Below are 23,319 nucleotides of genomic sequence, written 5' to 3' on the forward strand. Positions count from 1 at the left end.
ATTAAAAACAATAAATAATCATATAATTATCAATATATTCAATAAGTTAATAAATAATAACGCCAGTAACCGGGCGAGCAAATGCCCGTCCGGTTATTATCGTTTCATCAATGATGTCTTAGTTTGCTGAGACCGGAACCAGTACGTCTTTGACCAGCGGATCGTCAGTGGTCTTTAACCACGTCTGAATACGCGGATCGGAAAAAGCCTGTTTTAATTTGACAATATTCTCCTGCGATAAATACGGTGTACCGATGACTAATTGCGAGGCAAACGTTTTAGGCGCAGGCGGGAATAATATGCCTTTTTCTCGCGGGACTTTTCCGGCATCAAATTGTGAAACATAACCAATAGCGGCATCCACCGAATTCAGCGCTCGCGGCATGGTTAATAAATCCAGCTCTTTAAAATTGAACTTGTGCGGGTTGCCGACAATATTTTTCAGTTTCGCCGTGCGCGGCTCAACCGCCGGATCGAGTGAGATTAACCCTATCCTTTGCAGCAACCATAATGCCTGCCCCTGGTTAGCGCCATCATCCGGCACGACGAGGGTCGCCCCAACGGGCAAATCCTGTACCGATTTATAGCGGTCGGAATAGATCCCGAAGGCCCACTGAAAAACCGGTACGGTCGTCGAAAGCGCAAAACCGTTGGCGTCCACCACCTGCTTAAGCCACCACTGATGTTGATAGATAGTGCCGGCATACTGCCCCTCCGCCACGGCTCTGTCCGCCTGTACCGGATCCTGTACGCCCACCGCCTCCAGCTTCAGGCCATAATCGGGCGCAATATGCTGACTGATGTACTCAATAATTCGCTGCTCGCCCGCCATCGCCGGTTCGTAGTGAATTTTTAACGTCGTACCGAAAACGACCTGCGGCGCCTGCGCGTATCCGCGCCACCACCAGAATACGACGGCCAGCGCCGCGATCGCTGCCAGCGCCGCCAGCCATGGCCAGCGGCGGGCTTTACGGAGTTCAAACTGTTCTGTTGTCATGAAGAAATCCCCTGAGTGTGGCGAAGCTTATTGACCAGACGGTCGCCAAAGAATTGAATGATCTGAATCGTGGCGATCAGCACGACAATGGTGGCGATCATGATGTGATTGTCGAAACGCTGATAGCCGTACACGACCGCCAGATAGCCGATCCCACCCGCACCGATAGTGCCGGCAATCGCCGAATATTCGATCATCGACACCAGGTTAAGCGTGACCGCCGCCACCAGCGCAGGCAGCGCCTCGCTGAGCTGCGCGTGGCGGATTATCTGCCAGCGCGAACCGCCGCACACCAGCCCCACCGCGGTAACCTCCGCCGGGAGTTCGCGCAGGGCGTTTTCCACCAGACGGCCAAAAAATGGCACGCCAGCGGCAATCATCGGTACCACCGCGGCAGGGATGCCGATAGTGGTGCCCGTAAGCCAGAACGTAAACGGGATAATCGCCGCCATTAACACCAGAAAGGGCAGAGAGCGCCCCATGTTGACGCCCCAGTTAAGCACCTGGTAAAGCGCGGGACGCGGAAATAATCCTCGCGGCGAGGCGTTGAATAACACCACGCCCACCACGCCGCCAAGGGTCACCACAAACAGCATCACAATGGCAACCATCAGCCAGGTTTCACCATAAGCAGGCAGCAGCAATGTGTGGATTTCATGCCACGGCGTATCCTGGCTTATCACTGTCGGTTTCATACCGCCTCCTGTAGCTCGGGGGCATGTGCAAGGATTTCCGCCGCAATGCCCAGCTGCGCTAAAAGCGCGATCGTTCGATCCGCTGACAGTCGTTGTCCCTGAAATCGGACGCCGACCTGTAAACGCCCCGCCAGTTGACCGTTGATCACTTCCACATGGCCGCCGAGCAAATCTATCTGTAGCGCATGCTGGTGGCTCAGACGGCTGATCCAGTCAGTCGCCACCGGCACATCCCAGCGATAACTCAGGCGCAGCAGCAGATCGCTGTTAACAGCGATGGGTGACAGCGGCAATAGCTGCTGACCAAGCAGGGAATCCGGACGGGCCAGCAACTCTTTCACCTGCCCGTACTGGACTATCGCGCCATCGCGGATTTCCGCCACCGCATCCGCCGCGGAGCGTACCGCATCCATTTCATGAGTAATCAGGACTATCGCCAGCCGGTACTCATCACGTAGCTGTCGGAGCAAACCCAGCACCGTGGCGGTCGCCTGGGGATCCAGCCCAGACGTGGCCTCGTCCGCCAGCAGTACCGACGGACGTAATGCCAGCGCGCGAGCGATACCAATGCGCTGCCGCTGTCCGCCGGAAAGCTGGGACGGATAGGCCTCCGCTTTGTGACTCAGCCCTACGCTCTCCAGTAATTCACCGACCCGCGCCTTAATGTCGCGTTCCACCACGCCCAGATACTCCAGCGGCACCGCGATGTTTTGCCACGCCGTTTTGCGATTCAGCAGCGCTGAGGACTGAAAAACGGTGCCGATCGCGCGCCGTTCACGCCGCAGCGCCTCCCCTGACAGTAATGACAAGTCTTTGCCGTTAACCTTGATACTGCCGCTATCGGGGCGTTCCAGCAGGCTGATGCAGCGCGCCAGGGTCGATTTCCCCGCACCGCTCGGCCCTACCACCGCAGTGATGGAGCTGGCGGGCACCCTGAGCGATAATCCCTTCAGAACCTCGCTGACGCGGCCATCCGCCGTGCGGTAGCGTTTATGCAGATTATCGATATCAATCATGCCGCCGTCTCCTTCGCCCCGACATCGTTTCGCACGCCGCGACGGTAGTCTGCCCCCGGATGCGGCGCGGTCAGGCGCGGCCCGGCGCCGAACAGTTTTTCACGCAGCGTGCCTTCCCGGTAATCCTGCTTAAAGACGCCGCGTGTTTGCAGCTCTGGTATTAATAGCTCCACCACGTCGCGGAAGGTTTCATGCGTCACGGCGTAGGCCAGATTGAAGCCATCGACATCGGTTTCCTCGACCCAGGATTGCAGTTCATCGGCCACCGTTTCCGCACTGCCGACGAGCAGCGGGCCAAAGCCGCCGATACCCACCCAGTCCGCCAGCGCTTCCACCGTCCATTGACGATTCGGGTCGGCGGTGGAAAACGCCTCAACCGCCGACTGGATGGCATTGGTATGCAGGTATTTCAGCACCTGGTCCGGCCGATACTGACCGAAGTCAATGCCGGTCCAGCCGGAGATCAGCGCCAGCGCGCCCTCATAGCTAACGTATGATTTGTATTCCTGCCATTTGGCCTGCGCCTCGCGATCGGTTTCGCCCACGATCGCCGTTTGCAGATTGAAAATCAGAATGCTGCGCGGATCGCGCCCGGCTTCCGCGGCGCGACGACGAATATCCGCGACCGTCTTCTTCAACAGGACTTTCGACGGCGCAGCGACAAAAACGCACTCGGCATGCGTGGCGGCAAACTGTTTTCCGCGGCTGGAGGCCCCCGCCTGATAGAGAACCGGCGTGCGCTGCGGCGACGGCTCGCACAGATGGATGCCCGGAACGGAGAAAAAGTTGCCCTGATGGTTAATCGGATGGATTTTCTGCGGATCGCTAAAAATTCCCCGTTCGCGATCGCGCAAAACCGCGCCGTCTTCCCAACTGCCTTCCAGCAGTTTATACACGACGTCGAGGTATTCATCGGCGTAGTCGTAGCGCGCATCATGGTCGGTCTGCGCCTGATACCCAATATTGCGGGCGCCGCTTTCCAGATACGAGGTAACAATATTCCAGCCCACGCGTCCTTTGGTCAGATGATCGAGCGTCGACAGCCGACGGGCAAATGGATAGGGATGCTCAAATGACAGCGATGCGGTCAGACCAAAGCCAAGGTGTTCCGTCACCAGCGCCATCGGGGTTATCAGCGCCAGCGGATCGTTTACCGGCACCTGCGTCGCCTGACGAATCGCCGCATCGCCGTTGCCGTTAAATACATCGTAAACGCCAAGCACATCGGCAATAAACAAGCCGTCAAATTTGCCGCGCTCCAGAAGGCGCGCCAGATCGACCCAATATTCCAGATCTTTATATTGCCAGGAGCGGTCGCGCGGATGGGCCCACAGGCCCGGCGACTGGTGACCGACACAGTTCATATCAAACGCGTTAAGGCGAATTTCTCGTTGCGATGGCATAGCGCTCTCCACGGTGTGTCCAGGTACTGGCACACGCTTATTAATGAAAAGGATAAAAGGGGAAAAAATCAGGACTCAGGACATCGGGCGGACAGGCTGAAACCCAGCGTCGCCAGCGTTTCTCCGGCAATGGCGGCAGCACGATCGGCCACCTGCGGCGCTTTCCAATAACGATGCACATCCCAGTAGCTACGTAGATGATGCAGGAAGCGCTGGCGCAGCGTTCCCTGCCGATAGTCGCCAGGCCATTCCTCGCTTTCTCCGCTAAGGTTGCTCTGCGAGAGCAATCTACGGCGAGAGAACGCCAATATGTTGATATTATCGTCAGCTTTCTGCGTCATTATCCATTTCCTATATAACCATATTCGATATTTATCGAAGACTTATTTTAATTTTGTTATATGGGTGTTAGCGATAATCATGCCAAAGGCTGCGCATTATTTAATTCATGTTAATCAATGGTTTTAAAAAATAGGCTTGCGCAAGAGCTGTTGCGAATGCGCCAACTGATGCACACAGCCTGTTGTATTAGCAACAGCCGGGCAAGGCGTGCCTCTGGTTGCTGGTGCCAGTACTATTACGTTGCGACGCCTGCAACGCGTGCGAGCTAAAGTTGTTCACTGAGTTGACGGCACTGCTTTAATCCTGAACGAATAACAGCATCGGAAAGTGGGAGTTTGGGGCTGAAACGACCTGGATGAAGATACTCAGAATGCGAAAGGAGACACTGGCGCTGTAAGCCGCGCCAGTTGTGGGTTTAGCGATGGTTGCCTGATGTTGGCAGGAGGTCAGTACGCATCAGTGCTTCAGGATATACATTGTGCGGCTATAGGCCACGTCCTCCGGATTGGCTATCGGATACCCTTTCAGCCACGGTTTAATCAGACGCCCGTTGGTGTACTGATAAATCGGCGCGATGGGCGCTTTCGCCATAATGATTTTTTCCGCCGCGTTGTAATCGTCATTGCGCGCCTTTTCCGACGTTTCCAGCGCCGCCTGGGTCAGAATTTTGTCGTAGGCCGGATCGTTGAAACGGGAGATATTACCGCTGTGGGTCGAGGTGAGCAGCGACAGGAACGTCGACGGCTCGTTGTAATCCCCGACCCATGAGGCGCGAATCACATCGAAGTTGCCGGTATTGCGGCTGTCGATATAGGTTTTCCACTCCTGATTTTGCAGCTTCACGTCGACGCCCAGATTTTTCTTCCACATGGAAGCCACCGCAATCGCGATTTTCTGGTGGTTCTCCGAGGTGTTGTACAGCAGGGTCAGCTTCAGCGGACGGTTCGGACCGTAGCCCGCCGCCTGCAGCAGCGCTTTGGCCTGGGCATTCAGCTCGGCCTGGCTCATGCTCTCGATTTGCGTCGGCTGCGGGGTAAAACCTGCGGTCACGTCCGGGGTGAAGCGCCAGGCCGGTTTCTCGCCGGTACCCAGAATTTTCTCCGCCATCAGACGGCGATCGATAGTCATGCTGAGCGCCAGGCGGACGCGCTCATCGGCGGTTGGCCCTTTCTGCGTGTTAAACGCGTAATAATAAGTGCCCAGCTGCGGCGGGGTATAGACCTGCCCCGGAATATCCTTCAGCAGCTTCTGGTACAGATTTTTCGGGAACGACTCGGTGATATCGATATCGCCGGCCAGATAGCGTTTGGTGGCCGCCGATTCCTGGTTAATGGGCGTAAATGTGACCTGCTGGATCACCGTTTTGCCGTTATCCCAGTAGTGCGTATTGGGAACCACCACCAGCTTTTCATTCACCACGCGATCTTTTAAGACATACGCGCCGTTGCCAATCAGGCTTCCCGGACGCGTCCAGTTGTCGCCGCTCTCCACGTTAGCCTTCTGTACCGGATAGAAAGCAAAGCTCGCCGTCAGATTGCTGAACCACGGCAGCGGTTTATCCAGCTGCACGCGCAAGGTACGCGCGTCCACGGCGGTGACGCCGAGGGTATCCGGCGCGGCTTTACCATCAATAATATTTTGCGCATTGGCGATTCCGGCCAGCGCAGCAAACCAGGCAAACGGGGAGGTGGTTTTAGGATCAACCAGCCGCCGCCAGCTATAGACGAAATCCTCCGCCGTTACCGGCGTTCCGTCGGACCAGCGGGCGTTATCGCGCAGGGTAAATGTCCAGACGCGATTATCATTGCTCTGCCAGCGAATCGCCACGCCTGGAATCAGATTGCCTTTCTCGTCCTGATTGACTAAACCTTCAAAAAGATCGCGGATAACCTGAATTTCAGGCAGACCGACGGCTTTGGCGGGATCTAAGGAGGCGGGTTCATCTTTAATGTGCCGCACCAGCACCTGTTTTTCGGCTAATACGGTGCCCGGCGGGACATCGGCCGCCCAGGCAAGAGAAGAGACGCTGGCTAACCACAGCGCGCCGCATGTCAATGTGACAGGATACTTCATAAGATCCCCTTTAAAATAAAAAAACCAGAGCTGGCAGTGCGATAATTATTTGTTTCATCACCTGAAATTGCAAACGGCTTGTGAAAGAAAGTTGACATATATGCTGATTTCGTCCTCGCTGGAAACTATTTGATTCCGGGACGGTTTTACACAACACTGCTGAAAAATAACCTGACAACAGGATGCCCTATGCCCGTTTCTCGTCCTCGCCCTCAGCGCGGTGATTTTCCGCCCGGCACACAACGCTATGGCCAGTCCCACCTCGGCGCGCCGCTGCTGTGGTTCCCTGCACCGCTGGCCGATAGCCGCAGCGGCCTGATCCTTGCCGGTACCCACGGCGATGAAAACGCATCGATTGTCACCCTCTCCTGCGCGCTACGTACGCTCAAACCCGAGCTGCGCCGCCATCATGTCGTGCTGGCGGTCAACCCGGACGGTTGCCAGCTGGGGCTGCGCGCCAACGCGCGCGGCATCGACCTGAACCGGAATTTTCCGGCGGCAAACTGGAAAGAAGGCGAAACGGTTTATCGCTGGAACAGCGCGGCGGAACAGCGCGATGTGGTTCTGCTCACCGGCGAAAAACCCGGTTCAGAACCGGAAACCCAGGCGCTGTGCCAGCTGATCCACCAGATCCATCCCGCGTGGGTGGTCTCGTTTCACGATCCGCTGGCCTGTATTGAAGACCCCGGCCACAGCGCGCTGGGGCAGTGGCTTGCCGGGGCGTTCAGCCTGCCGCTGGTGGGCAGCGTCGGCTATGAAACGCCCGGCTCCTTTGGCAGCTGGTGCGCGGATATCGGCCTGCCCTGCATCACCGCCGAATTCCCGCCGATATCCGCCGACGAGGCGACGGATAAATACCTTCAGGCGATGACGGACCTGCTGCACTGGCATCCTCAAAGATGAAGCACGCCGGTGCTGAAATGCAGCGCCGGCTCAACGTCCACCGCCAGCCAGGTCGGGCCATCGAGGTCGGCAAATCGGGCCAGCGGCGCCAGCGGCAGCGCCGCGCTGATCGCTCTTGAGGTACACAGCATGCAGCCCAGCATCCGCGCAAATCCCAGGCGCTCCGCCTCCTCAGCCAATAGCAGCGCTTCGGTCAGACCGCCGGTCTTATCCAGTTTGATATTGACCATCTCATAGCGGCCGCGCAGCGCCGCCAGGCTGTCGCGCGTATGACAGCTCTCATCGGCGCAAATGGGCAGCGGGTGGATAAAATTCTCCAGCGCTTCATCGGCCCCAGCCGGAAGCGGCTGTTCCAGCATCGCCACGCCAATATCCGCCAGCAGTTGACAGCGCTCGGCCAGGCCATCGCTGCGCCAGGCTTCGTTGGCATCCACGATGAGCGTTGCCTGCGGAACCGCTTCACGAATGGCAATCAACCGCTCGCTAATCAGATGATCGTCGAGCTTCACTTTCAGCAACGTGGCCCCTTTTTCCCACAGCGCCGCCGCGCTCGCCGCCATCTGGTCCGGCGTGCCGATAACCACCGTTTGCGCCGTAACCACCCGGTTGGGCAGCGTCACGCCCAACAGCTGCGCGATGCTCTTACCCGCGCTGCGCGCCTGACAGTCCCAGAGCGCGCAGTCCACGGCGTTACGCGCGGCCCCGGGGGGCAGCAGGTGCTGAATCTGCTCACGAGAGACGCCGCGTTCAATCTGCTCGCCAATCGCCATAATCTGCGCCATCACCGAGGCTATACTCTCTCCGTAACGAGGATAGGGCGTGCACTCACCTGTCCCCTTGACGCCATTCTCTTCAATCTCCACCACCACGACTTTTGCCTCGCTGCGGCTGCCGCGGGCGATCACAAACGGAGTATGTAACGGCCAGGCTTCTTCATAGACTCGCAGATTTCGCATTCCCTGAACCTCGCAGGTAAGTATTAAAAGGATTTGCCGTGCTGATGACGGATGTCATACACTAGCCGCGACGTTAACTATATGTAAACAGGAAGATAACCATGTCACAAACCGTGCATTTCCAGGGCAACCCCGTTTCTGTTCAAGGCACCATTCCGCAGGCAGGCGCTAAAGCGCAGCCGTTTACGCTGGTGGCCAAAGATCTCTCTGACGTCGCGCTGAGCCAGTTCGCCGGCTCCCGTAAAGTGCTGAACATTTTCCCAAGCATCGATACCGGCGTTTGCGCGGCATCGGTACGTAAATTTAACCAGCTGGCGTCTGAACTGGACAACACCGTCGTGCTGTGCATTTCCGCTGACCTGCCGTTCGCGCAGTCTCGCTTCTGCGGCGCTGAAGGCCTGAACAACGTTGTCACTCTGTCTACCCTGCGCGGCGCGCAGTTCCTGGCCGACTACGGCGTCGCTATCTCCGCGGGCCCGCTGGCCGGTCTGGCGGCGCGTGCTGTGGTCGTCATTGATGAAAATGACCAGGTTGTTTACAGCCAGCTGGTGAATGAAATCACCGAAGAGCCGGACTACGACGCAGCCCTGGCCGCGCTGAAAGCATAATATCCCCGCCAGGTAATATAAGCCCTCGTTAAACGGGGGCTTTTTTTATTCCCGCGCCGCATAGCGGGAGATGAAGCGCGCAATCGCCGGGCCGGTCAATAAGATAGTGAACAGGCGCAGCGTCTGCATTGCCATAATAAACGACATATCCGCCCGCGTACCGGCGGCGATAATCGCCACCGTGTCCAGTCCGCCCGGACTGGTTGCCAGATAGGCGGTCATAAAGTCCAGCGGCAAAACCTGCGTCAGCCCATAAGCCATCAGCGCGCACAGCAGGATCAGGCCGATAATCGATGCCAGGATCTGCGGCAGGGTTTTCAGCGCCAGCAGGAAAATCTGTTTATTAAACTTTAGACCAACGCTCCAGCCGACGGCGGCATAGGCCAGCGCCAGCAGCCATTCGGGAAGTTCGAGCAGCAGCCAGCCTTCTCCCTGCACCAGCGCGCCAATCAGCATCGGGAAGAGCATCGCCCCGGAAGGAAAGCGCAGCCGCAGCCCAAGCCACCCCGCCGCCGCCGTCAACAGCAGCGTAAGCGGCAGCTGCCGGCTGATCGGCGGAAACCAGGCGACCTGCTGAGTCATCTCCTGCGCTTCACCGCCGAGCGCGACGCGCACCACCAGCGCCGCGGCGCCGGCAACAAACAGCACCCGCAGATACTGCATCAGCGCGACCAGCCGGACATCGGCGCCGTACTCCTGGGCCATAATCACCATCGCCGAGGCGCCGCCCGGCGAACTCCCCCACGCCCCGGTGGCGCCGGGCAGGTCGCTGTAGCGCACCAGCAGCCATCCCGCCAGCGCGCTGATAGCGAGCGTGGAAAAGAGAATCAGCAGCACCAGCGCCCAGTTTGCCAGCAGAACGCCGAAAATGGAGGGCGTCAGGCTGCGGGCAATCATGCAGCCGATAATCGCCTGGGCGGCAATAAAAAAGGGACGGGGTACGCGAATTTCCGCACCGCGCAGGCTCAGGCTGATGCCGGCAATCATCGGCCCCAGCAGCAGCGCGGCGGGAAGGTGAAACCAGAACAGCACAAAAGAGATCGCGCTGGAGAGCGCCAGCAGTTTCATCCATTGAAAAAAATGACTACGCCAGATCCGCATGCGTATGCCTGCCATAAAGAGGGTAAAAACGCAGTATATACCGATTCATTTGACGCCAGTCCCCCTCCCTTTTCTGGAAATGCCGGCCGGCGGCGCAGGCAGCCGGCCGACGGGCATTACTCATCGCCCTTTTTCTGGCTCAGACCATATTCGCGCAGCTTGTTGGCGATAGCGGTATGCGAGACGCCAAGACGCTTGGCCAGCTTACGCGTGCTGGGGAAGCTGCGATAAAGCTGGGTGAGCACCGAGCGTTCGAAACGGCGGGTAATATCATCCAGCGAGCCTTCCATCGCTTCTTCGCCTACCGCCAGCGAGGAGACGTCGTGATCCGGCAGCAGAATATCCTGAGGGCGCAGCTCGAAACCGTCCAGCTGCGTCAGCGCGCGATAGATCGCATTTTTGAGCTGGCGCACGTTGCCCGGCCAGCTGTAGCGCATCAAAACGCTGTTCAAATCAGCGGAGAGTTTCGGCCGCGGGATGCCCTGCTCATCGGCAAAACGCGCCACGAACAGCTCGGTCAGCGGCATGATGTCCTGCGGGCAATCGCGCAGCGGCGGCAGATACAGGGTCAGGACGTTAAGACGATAGTAGAGGTCCTCGCGGAACAGCCCTTTTTGCACCAGCTCCACCAGGTTTTTCTGGGTAGCGCAGATCACCCGGACATCAACGTGGACTTCATGATCTTCACCAACGCGGCGGAAAGTTCCATCGTTGAGGAAGCGCAGCAGCTTGGTCTGCATGCGCGGCGACATTTCGCCAATTTCATCCAGCAAAACCGAGCCGCCGTTAGCCTGCTCGAAGAAGCCTTTCTTGCCCTGAACGGCGTCGCCGAACAGCTCGCTCTCCACCGCGTCTTCCGGGATGGAGCCGCAGTTCAGCGCCAGATAAGGTTTCCCCGCGCGCGGGCTGGCCAGATGGCAGGCGTGGGCCAGCAAATCTTTCCCTGTGCCGGTATCACCGACGATCAGCAGCGGCGCGCTGAGCATGGCCAGCTTACGGGCCTGCTCGACAACGTGGCGCATTTTCGGGCCTACGGCGAGGATCTGGCTAAAGGCGCTGGTGTCCTGAATGGTCATCGTTTGCAGCTGGCGCCCCATACGGACCGTTGAACGCAGCATCGCTACCGCGCCGGTCAGTACCTTCTCGCCGTGTTCGCCTTCGAGATAAACCGGGGTGATCTCCAGCAGGAAGTTCTGCCCGTTGACCACCACGTGCTCGGCGTGGGACTCCTGCGGACTGTTTTCCAGCCAGCGCTGGACGTTAAAATCGGTAATCAGCTGCGCGACCGGGTGGCTGCGCAGCTTCTCCTGGCTCTGGCCAAACAGCTGGCAGCTGGCCGGGTTAGCCAGTTCGACTTTTCCTTTGGTGTCGAGAGACAGCACCGGCTCAGGCATCGCCACCAGCAGCGCGCTGAGCGCCAGATGTTCGCGCTCTGACGGCATCCACGCCACGGTGCGCACGTCGGTGACGCCGGCGATACGACGAATTTCCGCCATCAGGCTGCTGAAGCTGGCGAAATCCAGCTCGGCGAAGTTGAGATAAATTCGGCCAATAGGGTCAATATCGATGCCCCGCAGGTCGATACCGCGCAGCACCAGTAAATCGAGCAATTCACGAGTCAGACCAAGACGGTCTTCACAAAAGACTTCAAGACGCATAGGCGTTTTCACCCTAAAGAGGCCAATAACCGATGAATGATAGGACAGTTATTTGCTGGCGTGAAGATAGCTGTCAACAATTATTGACAGTATGGCGGAAAAATGGCCTTTCTGCCGTAAAGTTATGCGCTCAGAGGAAAAATGACGATGAGAGAAGCGGCTATCATCGCTTCTGCTTTTCTCCCCGGCTTGCGCTGCGCGTAGCCGGGCTACAGGTTACAGCCTTCTGTGAAACGGTAGCCCGGCTAAGGCGTTCACGCCGCAAGCCGGGAATGCTTAAGCGACTTATTTTTCCGCGCCGCTTTTGCTCTTCTGCAACGTCTCTTTTAGCTGGCCGATCAGCTCGCGGCGAAAATCCCCCAGCCGCGGTTTATCGTCGGCGATCCACGGCAGCGGACGGCACAGCTCCATCGCCTTAATACCCAGCCGCGCCGTCAGCAGACCGGCGCCAATTCCCTGCGCCGCGCGCGCCGATAGCCTGGCCGCGAGATCCTGCGACATCCAGTCCATCCCGACTTCCCGCACCAGCTCGCTGGCGCCGGCAAAAGCGATATTCAGCAGCACCAGGCGGAACAGGCGCAGGCGGCTGTAGTAGCCCAGTTCAATACCGTACAGAGTGGCGATGCGGTTGATCAGACGTAAATTACGCCAGGCGATAAACGCCATATCCACCAGCGCCAGCGGGCTGACGGCAATCATCAGCGTCGATTCCGCCGCCGAACGGCTAATCTCACGCCGCGCCTGCGCATCCAGTACCGGCTGCACGATCTGCGCGTACAGGCTCACCACTTCACGATCGTTCTGCGTTTCATGGATCGCCGCATACCAGCGCTGCAGCGCCGGGTGCGAGTGATCCAGCCCCGCCTGCCGGGCCAGCTTTTCGCAAAAGGCGCGCCCTTTGCCGACCGCATGGCTGTGCATCAGGTCCCGCGCCTCATCGCGCTCGTGGGCGCGCTGGCGTAGCCGCCACAGCCGGCGCCATTCGGTCGCCACCGAACCGACGCCCGCCCCGACGATCAGCGCGCCGGCAGCGCAGCCGCCGAGGGCGATCCAGTCCTGCGTTTGCCAGGCGGTCATCGTCCACTGCACGCCCTGCGCCACGACGCTGACGCCAAAAATAGCCAGCCCGGCGCTGACCATCTTTCGCCACAGGCTGCGCTTAGGTCGCAGCACCGATTCCACCACCGCTTCCGCCGCGCCCTCTTCTTCTTCCGGCGCGTCGAGCCGCGCAGGAGCGAACTTCTCCGCATCGGCGCCGTCAAAAGCGCGCGCGGATTTCAGAATTTGCGCCTTTTCCACCTCCAGCGGGCCATCGAAATCGATACGCGGTTTTAAAGGTTCGGTCATCGCAATTTATCTCCGAGCAAAAACTCCAGCGCCGCGTCAAGGCGAATATGCGGCAGCGGTTTATCAACGTCCATTACCTGCGGGCGAAAGTTTTCAAACTGAAAGCCCTGCTGCTCCCAGAAGGCCTGACCCGGCAGGCGCGCGGGCACTTCGCCGGGATAGACGGTCAGCGGCTGTCCGTCGCTTAGCCGATGCCCCCGCAGCGCAGGGATCTTCTCACCGTTCACCTCGATAAGGCCGCTCTGCGTCGCCTGAATCGACGCCAGCCCCAGACAATCCATGCTGATGCCTTCAAACGCCGCGTTCTGCCAGGCATCCTGAATCAGCTGCTGCAGCAGCGACACCATGTTGCTGTGCTGATCGACGGTGACGTGATCGGCTTTGGTCGCGGCGAACAGCAACTTATCGATAACCGGTGAGAACAGGCGACGAAACAGCGTGCGCTGCCCGTAGTGGAAGCTTTGCATCAGCTGCGTCAGCGCGAGACGCATGTCGTTAAACGCCTGCGGCCCGCTATTAAGCGGCTGCAGGCAATCTACCAGCACGATCTGCCGATCGAAGCGCAGGAAATGATCTTTGTAGAAGCCCTTAACCACTTTCTCGCAGTAGTATTTAAAACGCTCGCGCAGCATTCCGGCATTGGTCTGTTTGTCCGCCTGCGCCAGCTTAGCTTCACCGGCGGCATCAACGTCCGGCCAGGGAAAGAACTGCAGCGCCGGCGCGCCGGCCATTTCGCCGGGCAGCACAAAGCGCCCCGGCTGAATGAAGTGCATCCCTTCGCGCTTACAGGTATGCAGATAGTCGGTCCACGCCGCGGCGATCTCCGCCAGACGGGTTTCATCGGCGGGCGCCAGCGGATCCAGTCCTTCGCATAGCTGCCGCCAGCGCGCTGACCACTCCGCCCTCTGCCCCTGCAGTAATCCGGTCATCTGCCGTGACCAGGTCAGATAGTCCTGGGCCAGCATCGGCAGATCCAGCAGCCACTCGCCGGGATAGTCGACAATCTCCAGGTAGAGGGTCGAGGTCTCTTTAAAATGGCGCAGCAGCGAATCGTTGGAGCGATAGCGCAGAGCGAGGCGGATTTCGCTGACGCCGCGGGTGGGCGTTGGCCAGACCGGCGGCTGACCGTACAGCTGGGCCAGCCCTTCGTCATAGGTAAAACGCGGAATGCCGAAATCCCGCTGCGGGACGCGCTTGACGCCCAGCAGGCGTTCTTCACGCGCTGCGCTGAGCAGCGGCAGCCGCGCCCCGGCGTGAATATTGAGCAGTTGATTTACCAGCGCGGTGATAAAGGCGGTCTTGCCGCTGCGGCTAAGGCCGGTGACGGCCAGGCGAAGATGCCGGTCAACCCCACGATTCACCAGCGCATTAAATTCTGTTTTGAGTCGCTTCATCGCCATCCTGTTGAGCCTGAAGAACGAGGGAAATAGACATGAGGGCTAATCATAAAGTGCAATAGCCCCGCTGCGACGGGGCTGAAGATTATTTGCTGGCGCTTTTCGGCCTGGCGATCTGACTGAGGCCGCCGGCATTCACCACCTGCGTGTAGCCCATTTCGCTCAGCATCTGCTGAGCCTGGCCAGATTGCCGGCCAACGTTGCAATAGACGTGAATGGTATCGTTTTTATCCGGTACTTCAGCCGCAATCCGCGTTTTTAAATCCGCCAGCGGGATATTCACCGCCCCGTCGACGTGTTCTTTTTGATACTGCTGCGGAACGCGGACGTCAATCCAGTGCTCCGCCGCGAAGACGGGTAAGGCCATGGCCAGCGCTAAACCCAGAAGCAGTTTTCGCATTTTATCATCCTGATAGAGAGAGTTTTTAGGCACTCATAACATACGCCATCCGCGACGTTTAGAAAACCGCTGCGCCGCCCGGCTGAGCATCGGTTCCAGAACAAGCATCAGCAGCATTTTCAGCGGCCGACGCGCGACGGATTTTACCGCCCAGCCTGCGACGCCCGCCGGGCCGTAGCGCAGCGCGGTGAGCAGCACCAGCTTGCCTGCGATTTTCAGACCCGGTTTGACTTTTTGCCCGGCCTGCTGCCATTTCATGTTCATTATTAACCTCAACTTTCAGTTATAGCTGGCGAAAACGACTGCGTAGCGAAAAGGTGTCGGAAGTGACGTAGCGTTCCATTTCACGCAGACGACGCTCCCCTGCTGCCAGCTCCTTATCCGCGGCGGCCAACAGCTCTCCGCTGCTCGGCGTTTTTTCACCATACAGCTCGCTTTCCGGCATAGGATCCAGCGCAAACGAGAGAATGATGTAGGCCACCACCACAAACAGGAACAGGCCAAAAATCATTGCCAGTACGGTAATCAGGCGCACCAGCTTAACCGGCACGTCCAGGTACTGCGCGATGCCGGCGCAAACCCCTTTCACCATGCCCTGCTGCGGAATGCGCCACAGTTTTTTACTCAGATCCAGTCCGCTCATTATTTCTCTCTCCAGTTCGGATGCTCAGCGTCAAGAATCGCCTCCAGCGCCTGAATACGCTCGCGCATACGCTTCGCGTCATCGGTCAGCTGCAGCAGGCGCTGCTGTTCGTTCTGCGATAGGCTGCCGCTGGCGGTGCGGTTGTTGTAATGCAGCCAGAGCCAGACCGGCAAAACAAACAGCACAAACAACGTCAAAGGGATGGCGAGAAAAAGCATGCTCATGTGAACTCCTTGCTGATGGCGGCGGCACGTCTTGGTGCCGCCCGAAGATATTACTGGTTATTTTGATTCATTTTGGCTTTCAACGCCGCCAGCTGCTCGCTGATTTCATCGTCCGCTTTCAGATCGGCGAACTGCTGATCCAGCGATTTATCTTTACCGAAGCGGTGGCTTTCGGCTTCGGCTTCCATATGATCGATGCGGCGTTCAAACGATTCAAAACGCGCCATCGCCTCGTCAATCTTACCGCTGTCCAGCTGACGGCGAACGTCGCGGGAGGAGCTTGCAGCCTGATGACGCAGCATCAGCGCCTGCTGACGGGCGCGGGTTTCGCTGAGTTTGTTTTCCAGCTCGCCAATCTCTTTTTTCATCCGCGCCAGCGTTTCATCAACCAGCTGCGCTTCGTTTTCCAGGCTGCCGATAAGGTCGGTCAGCTTCTGCTTTTCGATCAGCGCCGCACGGGCCAGATCCTCTTTCTCTTTACGCAGCGCCAGTTCGGCTTTTTCCTGCCATTCCGCCTGCTGGGCAACGGCCTGTTCAATACGACGGCTCAGCTGTTTCTTTTCAGCCAACGCCCGCGCCGAGGTCGAACGGACTTCAACCAGCGTGTCTTCCATCTCCTGGATCATCAGCCGAACCAGCTTCTGCGGATCTTCCGCTTTCTCCAGCAGAGAGTTAATGTTGGCGTTCACGATGTCGGCAAAACGAGAAAAAATACCCATAATTTCAATCCTCATAGTTCTGGTATCAGGCACCGGCCTGTGCCATGACTAATACAAATGCCGTGCCAAGTTTTTATCTTATTGATTTTAATGGAAGTGGTTGTTATCCGGCCAGCGCATTGCTAAAGTGACCTGGTGAATCACACTACTAAATGGCGAAATTCATCATGGCGGATTACAAGGACAACCTGCTCGGCGAGGCCAATAGCTTTCTTGAGGTGCTGGAGCAGGTCTCAAGACTGGCGCCGCTCGATAAACCGGTGCTGGTTATTGGCGAGCGCGGAACCGGCAAGGAGCTGATTGCCAGCCGTCTGCACTTCCTCTCTTCCCGCTGGCAGGGGCCGTTTATCTCCCTGAACTGCGCGGCGCTCAATGAAAATCTGCTCGATTCGGAGCTGTTCGGGCATGAGGCCGGCGCCTTTACGGGGGCCAGTAAACGTCACCCGGGGCGCTTCGAGCGCGCCGACGGCGGTACCCTGTTTCTCGATGAGCTGGCCACCGCGCCGATGCTGGTACAGGAAAAACTGCTGCGCGTGATTGAGTATGGCGAACTGGAGCGCGTCGGCGGCAGCCAACCGCTGCAGGTTAACGTCCGCCTGGTGTGCGCGACCAACGCCGACCTGCCACAAATGGTGGAAGACGGACTTTTTCGCGCCGACCTTCTCGACCGTCTGGCCTTTGATGTGGTGCAGCTGCCGCCGCTGCGTGAGCGCCAGAGCGACATCATGCTGCTCGCCACCCAGTTTGCTATCCAGATGTGCCGCGAGCTCGGACTGCCGCTGTTTCCCGGCTTTAGCGAACGCGCCGCCGTGACGCTGCAGAACTACCGCTGGCCGGGGAATATCCGTGAATTAAAAAACGTGGTTGAACGCTCGGTCTACCGCCACGGCAGCAGCGAGCGCGAGCTGGATAATATTATTATTAACCCCTTCCGCCAGCAGCACGCGGCGACGCCCGTCGAAGTGGAGAAGACGCCTGGCCCCACGCTGCCGCTCGATTTACGCGCTTTCCAGCAGGAGCAAGAAAAAAGCCTGCTCGAGAGAAGCCTCGAACAGGCGAAGTACAATCAAAAGCAGGCGGCCGAACTGCTGGGGCTAACCTACCACCAGCTGCGGGCGCTGCTGAAAAAACATCAGCTTTGACCTGTACGCGGAAGCAGCAGCGCGCTCACCGCCATTGAACCCAGGCAGAGCGCGGCGTTAAACCACAGCGCATACTGCGCCGCGCTGGCCATGCCGAGCGGTAAAAACAGCGCAAAAAGTGACGCTGTCACCGCAATGCCCATCGCTCCGCCGAGCGAACTGCCCATCTTATAGATCCCCGAGGCCACGCCTACCTTATTCTCAGGAGCGTTAACCACCGCGGTGTCCGTTGACGGGGTGGCGTAGCAGCCCAGGCCGAAGCCAAACAGCACGTTGCTGAAAAAGACCGTGACGATATAGGTCGATTTATCGAGGAAGGTGCAGGAGATAAGAAGAATACCGACCGCGGTAAAGACCGGGCCGCTCATCATCGGCAAACGCGCGCCGTAGCGTTGCAGCAGCTTCTCGCCCACCCGAATCATCGCCAGCACGGTAACCAGATAGCCGAGCGTCATCATTCCGCTCTCCAGCGGGCTCAGATGATGCCCCTGCTGGAGCCAGATGCTGGCAATCATCATCGTACCGATGGCGCCGTTGAGCATAAAGTTCGACAACACCGCGGCGCTGTAGGCCCGGTTGCGAAACAGCGCGAAATCAATCAGCGCCGCGTCGCCCTTACGCTGGCCGCTGCGGATAAAAAACAGCCCCGATGCCAGCGCGCCGGCCAGCATCGCCAGCGAGGTTGCGCTGGTCCAGCCCCAGCCGTGGCCTTTGCTGATAAACAGATTTAGCAGCACCAGCGCAAGGATCAGGCTGAGCAGGCCGCTGATGTCCAGCTTATGCTGCTGCGCGCTGGCGCTGCGGCTTTCCGGCGTACCGCGCAGCAAAAACAGCGCCGCCAGCGCTACCGCGATGGAGAAAACAAAGATCCAGCGCCAGCCCAGACCGGTGGCGATCGCCCCGCCGACAAACGAACACAGACCGCTGCCGCCCCACGAGCCGATGACCCAGAAGCTGACCGCCCGCTGGCGCGCTTTGCCTTCATACCAGGTTTTAATTAACGCCAGCGTCGCCGGCATGATGCAGGCGGCCGACAGCCCCTGTAAAACGCGCCCGGCCAGGAACAGCGCGGGTCCCTGAGAGAGCACCAGCATTGCGCTACCGACAATGCTGAGGATCAGGCCCAGGGTAGTCATGCGCATGCGGCCGAATTTATCCGCCAGCCCGCCGCTGGCGACCACGAAGCAGCCGCTGAATAACGCGCTCAGGCTCACCGCCAGGGTCAGGGTTTCCAGCGAAATATCGAGGCTGCTCTTCATCGCCGGAACCACGTTAATCACCGACTGGGCAAACAGCCAGAAGGTCAGAACGCTCAATACAATACCCGCCAGCAGACGATCGGTGCCGACGAACTGCGCTTCGCTTAGCGATACAGAACTCATAGCAGGGTCCTCTTCGTTGCGGACATTAACGCAAATAGTGTTCCGTCAGGGCGCACCACAGCGCGGCGCCTTTCAGCAACAGCGCATCGTTGAAGTCGTATCCCGGGTTATGCACCATGCAGCGATCCGCTTCGTCCCCGGCCCCGATGGTGAAATAGCAGCCGTTCGGATTGCGCTCGAGCATAAAAGCAAAATCTTCGCTGCCCATAAACGGCTTCACCTCGCCGACCTGCGCCTCGCCAAACAGCGCGGTCGCCACCGTGCGGACCATCTCATTGGCAGCCGGATCGTTCCTTAAAACCGGGCTGCCGTTAACGTGGGTTAAGGCGGCGCTGGCGTTAAAGCTCTCGGCCTGAGCAACGGCGATATCGTGAATGCGCTGCAGGACGGTCTCGCGAACCTGTTCGTTTAAGGTGCGCACCGTGAGCTTCATTAACACCTTGTCGTTGATAATGTTCGGGGCGTGCCCGGCCTGAATGCTGCCCACGGTCACGACCGCTGGTTCAAACGGCGTGATGTTTCGGGAAACAATGGATTGCAGCGCCAGGGTGATATGACAGGCAACCAGCGTGGCGTCGACGGTATGCTCCGGTACCGCGCCGTGTCCGCCCACCCCTTTGACTTCAATATGGAGAGTATCCGAGGAGGCCATCATCGCCCCATCGCGCAGGCCGATTCTGCCTAACGGCTGCCCCGGCATATTATGCAGGCCAAAAATGGCATCGCAGGGGAACTGGTCAAACAGGCCGTCTTCCAGCATGACCCGACCGCCGTAGAGTAATTCCTCAGCAGGCTGAAAAATAAGCTGCAGGGTGCCGTTAAACTGCCGGGTGCGCGCCAGATATTCCGCGGCGTACAATAGCGTGGTGGTATGGCCATCGTGGCCGCAGCCGTGAAAACGACCGTCGACCCGGCTGGCCCACGCTTTGCCGCTCATCTCCTGCATCGGCAGCGCGTCCATATCCGCCCGTAGCCCCAACCGTTTTTTACCCTCGCCGACGCGTAAAGTACCGACCACGCCGGTGCCCGCCAGACCGCGATGAACCTGATAGCCCCATTCGCCGAGCAGGCGGGCAACCTCTTCGCTGGTTTTATGCTCTTCAAAACCAATTTCCGGCTGCTGATGGAAACGGCGGCGAAGCGCGACAAACTGCGCCTCGTTAACCTGTAATGCCTCAATAATCGGGTGTGTCATTTTTATTATTCCTGTGTTGTGTTTGCACGACACTTTCGAGTTTATGCATCCCTGTTGGCTTTAAAATGCGATTTTTTGTTTTATAGTGACGGATTATTAATGAGTGTTTTTCATACAAAACGGTTATGACAAAAAATGACGTGCTGTTTTTTGTCTTCAGGAGGCGACGGTGGAGCATCATTCAGGCGACTTTCAGGTTGTGGTTCGCGATATCCGGCAGCTGAGCCAGCAGGAAAACGATGCTCTGACGCTGCTATGGCTGCTTGAGGGCAGCGTCGAACTCCGCGATGGCGAGACGGGTCGGTACCTGCAGGCCGATGAACTGGCGATAGTGAATCGTCATCGCCGCTGGAGCCTGCACAGCAAGACGGCGAACGTCGTGATGGCGCTGTCGCTGAACGCCGGATGGCTGACCCGCCTCGACGGCGATTTTTTTGCCTCCGCCTACCAGAGCAGCAGCGAAACGCGCGATGCCGAAGACACCCTGCGCTACCTGATGCGCCAGCTGCTGGTCCTCGGTCTGGTCAATCCGCAGGCCCACTACCGGCTGGAGGCCAACCGCTGGCTTAGCGAAATTGCTCTCCTGCTGGCGTCACGCTTCAGCCGTCCCCTCACCGCCCAGGCGCCTCGCGGAGCCGAACGCTGGAGCCAGCGAATTAACAGAGTGGTGGCGCGAATCGACGCCAACTATCAACGGCGCCTGTCGCTGCAGGAGATAGCCGCCGCGGAGTTTGTTTCTGAGGCTTGGCTCTCGCGTCTGTTCCGCAAAGAGGTGGGCGTCAGCTTTATGCAGTACATCACCGGGCTGCGCCTGCGCAAAGCCGCGGAGCAGCTGACGACGACGCGTCAATCGATACAGCAGATCGCTCAGCAGCAGGGCTTTGCCAGCAGCCGGGTGATGAGCGACCTGTTTAAACGCGAGCACGGCCTGACGCCGCGCCAGTTCCGCCAGCAGCACCCGCAGACGGCGGTCGAATCTCTCCGCCCGCACCTACAGCAGACCGAGCGATGGCAGCCGGTGTCAATCGATCGGCTGTACGCCCGGCTCAACGCGCCGCAAACCTACGGTCTGGATAGCCCGCCGCTGCGGCTCAGCCCCCAACAAACCCGCCATCTCGATGTTCGCGAACTCCCGGCGCGCGGCGCGCCGCTGCGTCACACCCGAATGGTGATTACCGTTCGTGAACTGGACGATCTGCTGCGCGAGGATGTCCGCCGCGAACTGGAACAGCTGCACGACGCGCTGCCGATATTCGCCATCGATATTCACGATCCGTTTCTCAGCAGCCGCCTGTTCGGCACCGGCTGGGACGATCCGCAAATGGCCGGGTATGCCTGCTGGTATAACCTGCAGCGCATTTTTAGCTGGCTGGCGACCCAGGGCTTGGCGGTGATACTGCATACCGGGCTCACCACCCGCGGCGACCTGCTGCAACGTTTCCTCTCTCTGTCCGCTAACCATTTTCCGCCGGCAACCCTCGCCAGCTGGCACTTCGTCTGGCACTGGTCCCCTCAGGCCAGCGACGAGGCCCGCCAGCACGCCTGGCGGCAACAAAAGACGATCCTGCAGAGGCTATCGCCGCAGTCGGCGCTGGGGATCTGGCACCGTTTTCCTCAACAGGTGGAGGACGATCCCCTTCTGCGTTCACCGCTGCTGGTCGAGGCGGATTTTCTGGCCTGCCAGGCCGATGCTAATGAACTGCTGGATCTCGCGCAGGTGGATAGCCAGAAACTGGCCGCCAGCGAAAACTATCCGGTACACAAATTGCGCAAACTTCATAGCGCGCTGCGCCAGCGGCAGCTCCTGCTGCCGCTTTGGCTGCTCTCGTGGAATACCCTCACCGGCGATACCCGCGATACCAACGGCCGTTTCTTTCGCGGCGCGCTGCTGATGGATAATCTGCTGGGACTGGCGGATCAGGTTTGGCTCGCGGGGTTCTGGCTGAATTCAGGGCTGCAGGGGGAAGCCCGCGCCAACGGCAAGCTGGATACTTCCAGCCTGGCGCTGCACTATCTCCACGGTCTGCCGCGACCGGTCTACTGGGTGCTATGGCTGTGGCGCAGGCTGCGGGGCGAGGTGGTGATCAACGACAAGAACTTGCTGCTGCTGCGCCATAACGGCCATTATCAGCTACTGCTGCGCAACACGGTAGTTTTCAATCCCTGGCTTTCCAGCGAGGAGGCGTTTATCCAGCGCTTTAGTCAGCCCTGGAGCGTGCGCCTGCTCGGCCTTGAAGGACGCTGGCGAATCAAACATCATCTGTTCGATCGGCACCATGGCGCGCTCTTCCCGCTGTTTGAGGCCTTTCGCAGCCAAAGCGGGCCTGACGATGAGGACTATCGCTGGCTGATGCACAGAGCGCGTCCGGCGCTGCGCGTCAGTGAAGAGACGCCGGATAGCGACCGCTGGCAGCTTGTCGATTCGCTGGAGAGCAATGCGCTGGCGCTTTATGAATTCACGCCGCTCGGCGATTGAAAAGTGACAGCGTCACTACCCTGCTTCTTTCTGCAAGCGGCCTGTGCCGTGAAAAATAGCTTTTGCTTGCGCGGCAGCCCGTTCGCATGGGGTTAAAAAATTGTAACTAGCAAGATATCCCCATGTGAACTATCATCAGCGCATCATGACTCAATGGACTGAAAATAAAGATGATTCCGGTTAATCCTTCAACGCTCGGCCGCTATGCGGCGCACGTCAGCCTGGTCCATACCATGAAAAGCCACCGCGCGCCGGCGCTCTCGGTCATGATGATCTTTTCGGACCTGCTTATCCGCTCAACCGAAGATGCATATCGTCAACAGGGCTGGACAATTACGCCGCAAAACAGCGGCCTGGTACTGCGTACTTATGTTGCCCACCATCACGATGGCGAAAAGCTGGAAATTAATCCCAAAGATTACATCGCCCGCTATAACCGACTCCTTCCCCTGTAGCGCCTCGACCGCCAGCCAGCCGTACAGCCACGGCTGGCTGGAGAAACCGCCAATAAAAAGATACCATGTGGCGGATATCGGGGCTTCGACGCAAATAAGCGCCATGCTCAATACCCATAGCTTCCTCAAGCCGTGCGGCAGATGAATCGAAAATACGCTTTGCTCAACCCCTCGCTTGCCTGATGAC

Annotated in this window: 22 protein-coding genes and 1 pseudogene; 5 read left to right on the forward strand and 18 right to left on the reverse strand. The window is 58.7% G+C overall.

What is annotated here, in order from left to right; all coding sequences use genetic code 11:
* Window positions 1–118: 118 nt before the first annotated feature.
* The 6 genes and pseudogenes from ABLU67_RS02910 to ABLU67_RS02935 form a co-directional block, all read right to left on the reverse strand.
* Entirely contained in the window at window positions 119–997 is an 879-nt protein-coding gene (locus ABLU67_RS02910) for a MetQ/NlpA family ABC transporter substrate-binding protein (RefSeq protein WP_032719786.1), read from the reverse strand.
* Complete coding sequence (locus ABLU67_RS02915; protein WP_014229035.1) at window positions 994–1,692, reverse strand: methionine ABC transporter permease; 699 nt, start codon at window positions 1,690–1,692, stop codon at window positions 994–996. The genes ABLU67_RS02910 and ABLU67_RS02915 overlap by 4 nt, the downstream gene beginning before the upstream one ends.
* Window positions 1,689–2,708: a methionine ABC transporter ATP-binding protein gene (locus tag ABLU67_RS02920; RefSeq protein WP_014229034.1), complete on the reverse strand. Its 1,020-nt coding sequence runs from the start codon at window positions 2,706–2,708 to the stop codon at window positions 1,689–1,691. Before ABLU67_RS02920 ends, ABLU67_RS02915 begins: the two co-directional genes overlap by 4 nt.
* The gene (locus ABLU67_RS02925) at window positions 2,705–4,111 is read right to left on the reverse strand and encodes an LLM class flavin-dependent oxidoreductase (protein WP_348852151.1); all 1,407 of its coding nucleotides are present in this window, start codon (window positions 4,109–4,111) and stop codon (window positions 2,705–2,707) included. Before ABLU67_RS02925 ends, ABLU67_RS02920 begins: the two co-directional genes overlap by 4 nt.
* A 143-nt stretch (window positions 4,112–4,254) precedes the next feature.
* Window positions 4,255–4,425, reverse strand: a pseudogene (locus ABLU67_RS02930) (FAD-dependent oxidoreductase); the annotation flags it as partial.
* Between the two features lie 484 nt (window positions 4,426–4,909).
* On the reverse strand, window positions 4,910–6,526 hold the full coding sequence (locus ABLU67_RS02935) for a peptide ABC transporter substrate-binding protein (protein WP_048261863.1): 1,617 nt from the start codon (window positions 6,524–6,526) through the stop codon (window positions 4,910–4,912).
* Between the two features lie 189 nt (window positions 6,527–6,715).
* Between ABLU67_RS02935 and mpaA the strand changes: the two genes are divergently transcribed.
* On the forward strand, window positions 6,716–7,429 hold the full coding sequence (gene mpaA / locus ABLU67_RS02940; protein ID WP_004850230.1) for a murein tripeptide amidase MpaA: 714 nt from the start codon (window positions 6,716–6,718) through the stop codon (window positions 7,427–7,429).
* On the opposite strand, the gene ycjG is transcribed toward mpaA, so the two are convergent.
* Window positions 7,420–8,385, reverse strand: coding sequence for an L-Ala-D/L-Glu epimerase (gene ycjG / locus ABLU67_RS02945; protein ID WP_004850227.1), 966 nt, complete (start codon window positions 8,383–8,385; stop codon window positions 7,420–7,422). The two genes, mpaA and ycjG, sit on opposite strands and share 10 nt — an antisense overlap.
* 101 nt (window positions 8,386–8,486) lie before the next feature.
* Between ycjG and tpx the strand changes: the two genes are divergently transcribed.
* A complete protein-coding gene (gene tpx, locus ABLU67_RS02950; RefSeq protein ID WP_004850226.1) occupies window positions 8,487–8,993 on the forward strand; it encodes a thiol peroxidase in 507 nt (168 codons plus the stop codon).
* Between the two features lie 45 nt (window positions 8,994–9,038).
* Here the strand turns inward: tpx and ABLU67_RS02955 are convergent, their stop codons facing one another.
* The 9 genes from ABLU67_RS02955 to pspA form a co-directional block, all read right to left on the reverse strand.
* Complete coding sequence (locus tag ABLU67_RS02955) at window positions 9,039–10,094, reverse strand: AbrB family transcriptional regulator (RefSeq protein ID WP_348852152.1); 1,056 nt, start codon at window positions 10,092–10,094, stop codon at window positions 9,039–9,041.
* A gap of 116 nt (window positions 10,095–10,210) precedes the next feature.
* Window positions 10,211–11,752 (reverse strand): transcriptional regulator TyrR, encoded by a 1,542-nt coding sequence (gene tyrR, locus ABLU67_RS02960; protein ID WP_004850219.1) that lies wholly within the window; start codon window positions 11,750–11,752, stop codon window positions 10,211–10,213.
* 285 nt (window positions 11,753–12,037) lie between these two features.
* Entirely contained in the window at window positions 12,038–13,099 is a 1,062-nt protein-coding gene (locus tag ABLU67_RS02965) for a YcjF family protein (protein WP_265810913.1), read from the reverse strand.
* Window positions 13,096–14,493, reverse strand: coding sequence for a YcjX family protein (locus ABLU67_RS02970; RefSeq protein WP_348852153.1), 1,398 nt, complete (start codon window positions 14,491–14,493; stop codon window positions 13,096–13,098). Before ABLU67_RS02970 ends, ABLU67_RS02965 begins: the two co-directional genes overlap by 4 nt.
* An 88-nt stretch (window positions 14,494–14,581) precedes the next feature.
* Complete coding sequence (pspE, locus tag ABLU67_RS02975; protein WP_014229028.1) at window positions 14,582–14,896, reverse strand: thiosulfate sulfurtransferase PspE; 315 nt, start codon at window positions 14,894–14,896, stop codon at window positions 14,582–14,584.
* Between the two features lie 33 nt (window positions 14,897–14,929).
* Entirely contained in the window at window positions 14,930–15,160 is a 231-nt protein-coding gene (gene pspD / locus ABLU67_RS02980; protein WP_004101464.1) for a phage shock protein PspD, read from the reverse strand.
* 19 nt (window positions 15,161–15,179) lie between these two features.
* Window positions 15,180–15,539 (reverse strand): envelope stress response membrane protein PspC, encoded by a 360-nt coding sequence (pspC, locus tag ABLU67_RS02985; protein WP_004850207.1) that lies wholly within the window; start codon window positions 15,537–15,539, stop codon window positions 15,180–15,182.
* Window positions 15,539–15,763, reverse strand: coding sequence for an envelope stress response membrane protein PspB (gene pspB, locus ABLU67_RS02990; RefSeq protein ID WP_004101459.1), 225 nt, complete (start codon window positions 15,761–15,763; stop codon window positions 15,539–15,541). Before pspB ends, pspC begins: the two co-directional genes overlap by 1 nt.
* Window positions 15,764–15,813: 50 nt before the next feature.
* Window positions 15,814–16,482 (reverse strand): phage shock protein PspA, encoded by a 669-nt coding sequence (gene pspA, locus ABLU67_RS02995; RefSeq protein WP_004121203.1) that lies wholly within the window; start codon window positions 16,480–16,482, stop codon window positions 15,814–15,816.
* Between the two features lie 152 nt (window positions 16,483–16,634).
* Here pspA and pspF point away from each other — a divergent pair, with 152 nt between their 5' ends.
* Window positions 16,635–17,624, forward strand: a complete 990-nt coding sequence (gene pspF, locus ABLU67_RS03000) for a phage shock protein operon transcriptional activator (protein WP_177961598.1) — start codon at window positions 16,635–16,637, stop codon at window positions 17,622–17,624.
* On the opposite strand, the gene ABLU67_RS03005 is transcribed toward pspF, so the two are convergent.
* On the reverse strand, window positions 17,615–19,006 hold the full coding sequence (locus tag ABLU67_RS03005) for an MFS transporter (protein WP_004850201.1): 1,392 nt from the start codon (window positions 19,004–19,006) through the stop codon (window positions 17,615–17,617). The two genes, pspF and ABLU67_RS03005, sit on opposite strands and share 10 nt — an antisense overlap.
* Before the next feature lie 25 nt (window positions 19,007–19,031).
* The gene (locus ABLU67_RS03010; RefSeq protein WP_032719778.1) at window positions 19,032–20,201 is read right to left on the reverse strand and encodes a M20 aminoacylase family protein; all 1,170 of its coding nucleotides are present in this window, start codon (window positions 20,199–20,201) and stop codon (window positions 19,032–19,034) included.
* A 169-nt stretch (window positions 20,202–20,370) separates the two neighbouring features.
* Between ABLU67_RS03010 and ABLU67_RS03015 the strand changes: the two genes are divergently transcribed.
* Both ABLU67_RS03015 and ABLU67_RS03020 read left to right on the forward strand, forming a co-directional pair.
* A complete protein-coding gene (locus tag ABLU67_RS03015) occupies window positions 20,371–22,677 on the forward strand; it encodes a helix-turn-helix domain-containing protein (protein WP_064381451.1) in 2,307 nt (768 codons plus the stop codon).
* A gap of 170 nt (window positions 22,678–22,847) precedes the next feature.
* On the forward strand, window positions 22,848–23,132 hold the full coding sequence (locus ABLU67_RS03020) for a hypothetical protein (protein WP_004850195.1): 285 nt from the start codon (window positions 22,848–22,850) through the stop codon (window positions 23,130–23,132).
* Window positions 23,133–23,319: the final 187 nt, after the last annotated feature.

Origin of the sequence: Klebsiella sp. GN_Kp190, from assembly GCF_040061795.1 — a bacterium.
In the GTDB taxonomy this organism is placed as follows: Bacteria; Pseudomonadota; Gammaproteobacteria; order Enterobacterales; family Enterobacteriaceae; genus Klebsiella; species Klebsiella michiganensis.